General features: G+C 71.0%; 1 protein-coding gene and 2 pseudogenes. 1 reads left to right on the top strand and 2 read right to left on the bottom strand.

The features are described from left to right. Positions 1 to 127: 127 nt before the first annotated feature. Positions 128 to 2,593, bottom strand: a pseudogene (gene mobF, locus D0Z06_RS24940) (MobF family relaxase); the annotation flags it as partial. Between the two features lie 450 nt (positions 2,594 to 3,043). Here mobF and D0Z06_RS24935 point away from each other — a divergent pair. After that, positions 3,044 to 3,341: pseudogene (locus D0Z06_RS24935) on the top strand (transposase); the annotation flags it as partial. Between the two features lie 662 nt (positions 3,342 to 4,003). Here D0Z06_RS24935 and D0Z06_RS25160 read toward each other — a convergent pair. Beyond that, positions 4,004 to 4,348, bottom strand: coding sequence for a hypothetical protein (locus D0Z06_RS25160; RefSeq protein WP_147332135.1), 345 nt, complete (start codon positions 4,346 to 4,348; stop codon positions 4,004 to 4,006). Positions 4,349 to 4,426: the final 78 nt, after the last annotated feature.

Genomic DNA, 4,426 nt, shown 5'->3' with positions numbered 1-4,426 from the left:
GTTGCGAGCGACGTTCACGACGTCGTCGCGGAACTCCTTGGGGTAGGGCTTGGGCACGGTGAGCATCCTTCCAGCGGCGCCTCTCGGCACCACAGATCAGATGTCACCTACTCGTGCAGCAGTCCCGGTGCGCGGCGGTCACGGTGTCGCCTTGGGTGCCGTGCGCGGTTGTGGCGTAGGCCAGTTCCACGTGCGCGGTGACGTAGTCGGCGGGCAGCACCCGCGCCCCGTTCCCGGCCGGGGTGACGGCGGGGGTGACAGCGGCGGACACGCCGCCGGCGGGGGTGACGTGCAGCCCGCCGTCCCGGTCGACGCCATTGACCGTCCACACGTCACGGTTGGCGACCGCGAGGTCGCGGTCGTTGCGGCGGGTGGCGATCCGGTCGCCGACCCCGATCCGCTCCCCGGCCCCGGTGACCACCACGCGTGAGTTGTCGACCCGGCCATCGACGACCAGCCGCTCCCGGACGGCCGCGCTGAGGGCGGCGGCCTGCTCGCGGGTGGCGACCACCACGGCCACCCGCTCGCCCGCGGCGTAGCCGTCGGCCGCTGCGGCGGCCAGCGCCTCCCGCAGCGCCTGCGGATCGGGGTGCAGCCCTATCTGCCCACGGCCCAGGAGCGCGTCGAACACCGTCCCGGGGTTCTCACCGGCGCGCATCGCCAGGGTCAGCTCGGCGTAGTCGGTGTCCGGTATCGCGCGGCCGGTGGCGTCGATGCGGGTGAAGCGGTGCACCCCGGCCAGGGTCAGGTGCCCGGTCGGGTCCACCTGGGCCGCGGCGAGGTCCAGGACGCCACCGCGGCCGACCGCCGCGAGCTGATGCCGGTCACCGAGCAGGGCGACGTGCACCCGGCACTCGTCGGCGATCGTCAGCAGGGCTCGGGCGGTGTCCTGATCCAGCATGCCCGCCTCATCCACGACGAGCAGGTCGCCGACCCGCAGGCGCACCCCATCGGCCGGTCCGCCGTAGGCGCGGCCGGTGACCGGATCGGGATGGCCGACGGCGAGGCGGGTCCACGCGCCGTCGCCGTTCCAGCGCCAGCCGTACTCGAAGGCCAGCCGGGCCGCCGACCCGGCGACCGCGCCGACCTCCGCGGCGGCGACCGTGGCCGCCTTCAGCGTCGGGGTGACGACCACCAGCCGGCGCCCCCGCTCGGCGAGCAGGGTGCTGGCGGCGGCCAGGGTGGTGGTCTTGCCGGCGCCGGCCGCGCCCTCGATCACGACCAGGCGCCGCTGGCCGGTGAGCGCGGCGACCGCCGCGGCCTGTCCGGGATCCAGCCGCGTGGCACCGGCTGCGGCGTCGATCGACGGGGTCGGGTCGGTGTCCGGGGCGCCGGCCGGGCGTCCGGTGGCGCGGGCGGCGAGGCGGGCGGTGAGGTCGGCCTCGACGGCGAGCACCGGGCTCGAGGTCCAGGCCCGGATGTGCTCGGGCACCCCGGCGCGGTCCAGCAGAGGCACGCAGCGGGACAGGGTGCGGGCGGTGAGGTCCTCGGCGAGCTCGAGGCGCACCGCCGGGTCGGTGACGATGCCGGCGGCGGCGAGCAACTGTTCGACATGCCCGCGCACGTCGGCGGCGTTCCACGCCGAGCGGGCGGCGCCCAGCCGGGCCAGCACCCGCTGCACCGCCTGCTCCCGGTCCAGGCGGCCGACCGGGGTCGGGGTCAGGCCGATGGAAGCATCCCGGTCGCGGTAGCCCAGGGCGACCAGCTCGGCCACCCACCGGGCGGTGAGGTCCTCGCCGGGCTGGGGCAGCACCTTGTCCGGGCGACCGGCTGCCCACGCTCGAGCGTCCCAGGAGCGCCGCATCGCCGGGCCGGGGGACTCGCCGGAATGCGCCGCAGCCCAATCTCGCTCGAACTTGTCGATGTTCCGGCCGATCTGCGAGGCTCGCGCGCTGAAGGCGCCCACGAAACCCGCCAGCTGCCGTATCTCCCCATCACCATTCAATGCGTACCCGTGGGCGGCGAGCGCGGCCCGGAATTGCGGGTCGCAAGCGACCGCGGCATGCCCGATACCGTTGATCGCGGCAAGAGAATCCCGGACGCCGACGGTGTGCAGCCCGCGCCATTTCCCGGCCGCGAACACCCGGGCGTTGATCTGCAGGTGCAGATGGCGGTGCGGATCCCCGGCCCGCGACGTGTAGTGCGCCACCGTCACCGCCTCGGCCACTCCGACCGGTACCTGCACCTGCCCGCCCCGCGGGCCAACCCGGGTGGTGGCGTGCTGCCCGAGCCAGCCGATGATCTGCTCGGCCGCCCGGGCCTGCGCCGCGTCATACGCCGCCGCGATGTCCGGATGCAGCGCCGCGGCCAGCGACCACGTCTTCGGACCGTTGACCACCACCTCGACGAACCGCACCGCACGCCCGTCGCCACGCAGCTGCCCCCGCGGCTCCCCGGTGCCCGGATCACATCCGGCCACCCACGTCTCGTAGGCATCCCCGGTCAACGGGGCCAGCTCGCTCACCCGCCCCTCGGCGACGCTGAGCCGGCGGGCCACGCCGGCCCCCTCGGTGAGGTAGTAGTCATCCGCCCGACCCCGGTCGGCCTCCACGTACTGCCGGGCAGCCGCCGGCGCACCGGCGTAGATCTTCATCCCGCCATGCATTTCCAACGCCACCCGACAATGACCAACAAGTCACCCCTAGAAACGGCAATGGCCCCGCGAAGCGGGGCCCGACCTACCTCCCAAAGGTAGCATGCGTGCCGTTCTCTGGTGAGGACCTGAGCTTGGCGGTACAGGCTGGAGTAGCGGACTCGAAGTCGTCGCGGGCGTCATGTAGTTGGTTGTCTGCGGCGATTGTCGACTGCAAGCAGGATGCCTTCTACCCGACCGTCGGCGCTGCTGACGACCAGCTCCGCGATGCAACAAGGCCATCACCGGGATGACGGGGTGTCCTCCGACCAAACGAACCCGAACTCGAGCACGTCGAGTGGACCAGAGTCCATACCCCTCTCACGAAGGGCAGCTACACCCGGTGTCTGGAGAACCGGGGACGGTCTACCACCAGTGGCGTCCAACAGGGTGGTGCACGGCGGCACCCCGGTGGCCAAGCACCTCGACGCCTCCCGTGCCAACGTGCTGGCTTCACCGCCTTGCCTAAGGAGGTGTGGTGGTCGAGCAACCCCGACGAATGGCTGAACCGGTCGATCCGCCGGCGCACCGATGTCGTGGGCATCTTCCCGACCGCGACGCGGTCATCCGCCTGGTCGGCGCAGTGCTCGCAGGGCAGCACGACCAAAGGGCCGAGGGTCGCCGCCACTACCTCGGCCTGGACATCCCCACGAATACCGGCTGCGGCCAGTCAGCGCCATCTATACCACTACCGCCGCCGAAGGGGTGACCGCCCCGACCATTCTAGCGCTCAGCGCCCAACCCAACTCCTGATCGCGGCAACGCTATGAACGCGCAGCCAACGGGTTCCCCGCCGGCGGTCGGTGGGCGCCACCTCCAGCACTAACTTCATAATCTGGCCCAGCAGGAGCCGGAGGCCCCGGTGCTGACCGCGCCCTTGTCGCGGGCCTCCGCCACCAAGCGGAGGGCGAACCTCCGACCCAGCAGGGGTCACCGGCGTCACGACGAGGCCCGTCCGATCCGCCCTCCAGGCGTCCTCTCCGCCACGGCACGTCACCATCCTCGGCGACCTGCCCCTGCACCGTGCTCGTCACTGCCTGTCCGCTTCGAGCTGCTTCGGCCCAGCCTCGGAGTCACGCACTTACGCAGTGTTTCTGACACACCCGACTAGGGCCACTCAGATGGTTCCGAACCTTTCTCGCCATGCTCTTGTGGACCGTTTCGCTGCCCTCGCGTGAATGCCCAGAGGGCCTGCAATACTAGGTAGGCAGAGACGATATATGCGGCCGTACGTCCAACACTTCCACTCAAGGTCGGACTCACTACGAGCAACAGTCCCGCCGCAAGAAGCGACACTACCCCCACAAATCGTCGAGCAGCTTGCATGCTGACTCGCCGAATTGGACTCATCATTCTCGGTCTCACGCTCCCTTACGGAAAGAGAAGCTTCGCGACGCCACTGGCGGCTCCGGTGGCGGCTCCACCAACGGACCAACTGACCACCTCAAGCCCACTGATGTCCTCGTTGGCAAAGCCTGAACCAATCAGCCCACCAGCCGTCGTGAGCGCCGAGCCGGCGAAAGCCGCGCCCGCAATACACCCGACCCCGGCCGTGCCGGCGCAGATAGCTGCGCCTGCAATGACGCCAGCCACTCCTCCGATAATGGACCCGATGGTGCCGCCGACATCCCTGCCTGTCGGATCAACGTAGTTGATGGGGTTGCTGGTGATGGCGCTCGCCGAATCTCCCCAGGTGTGCTCACCGAAAGTCCCCACCCGGGAGCGGGGTCAGGTTAGCGGTCGTCGGGTGCCGGTGGTGGCGCGGCGGAGGGTGTCGGTGCGGGCGTGATGGTC

This window comes from Geodermatophilus marinus (assembly GCF_003428645.1).
In the GTDB taxonomy this organism is placed as follows: Bacteria; Actinomycetota; Actinomycetes; order Mycobacteriales; family Geodermatophilaceae; genus Geodermatophilus.
This window is presented reverse-complemented; position numbering and strand designations above follow the sequence as displayed.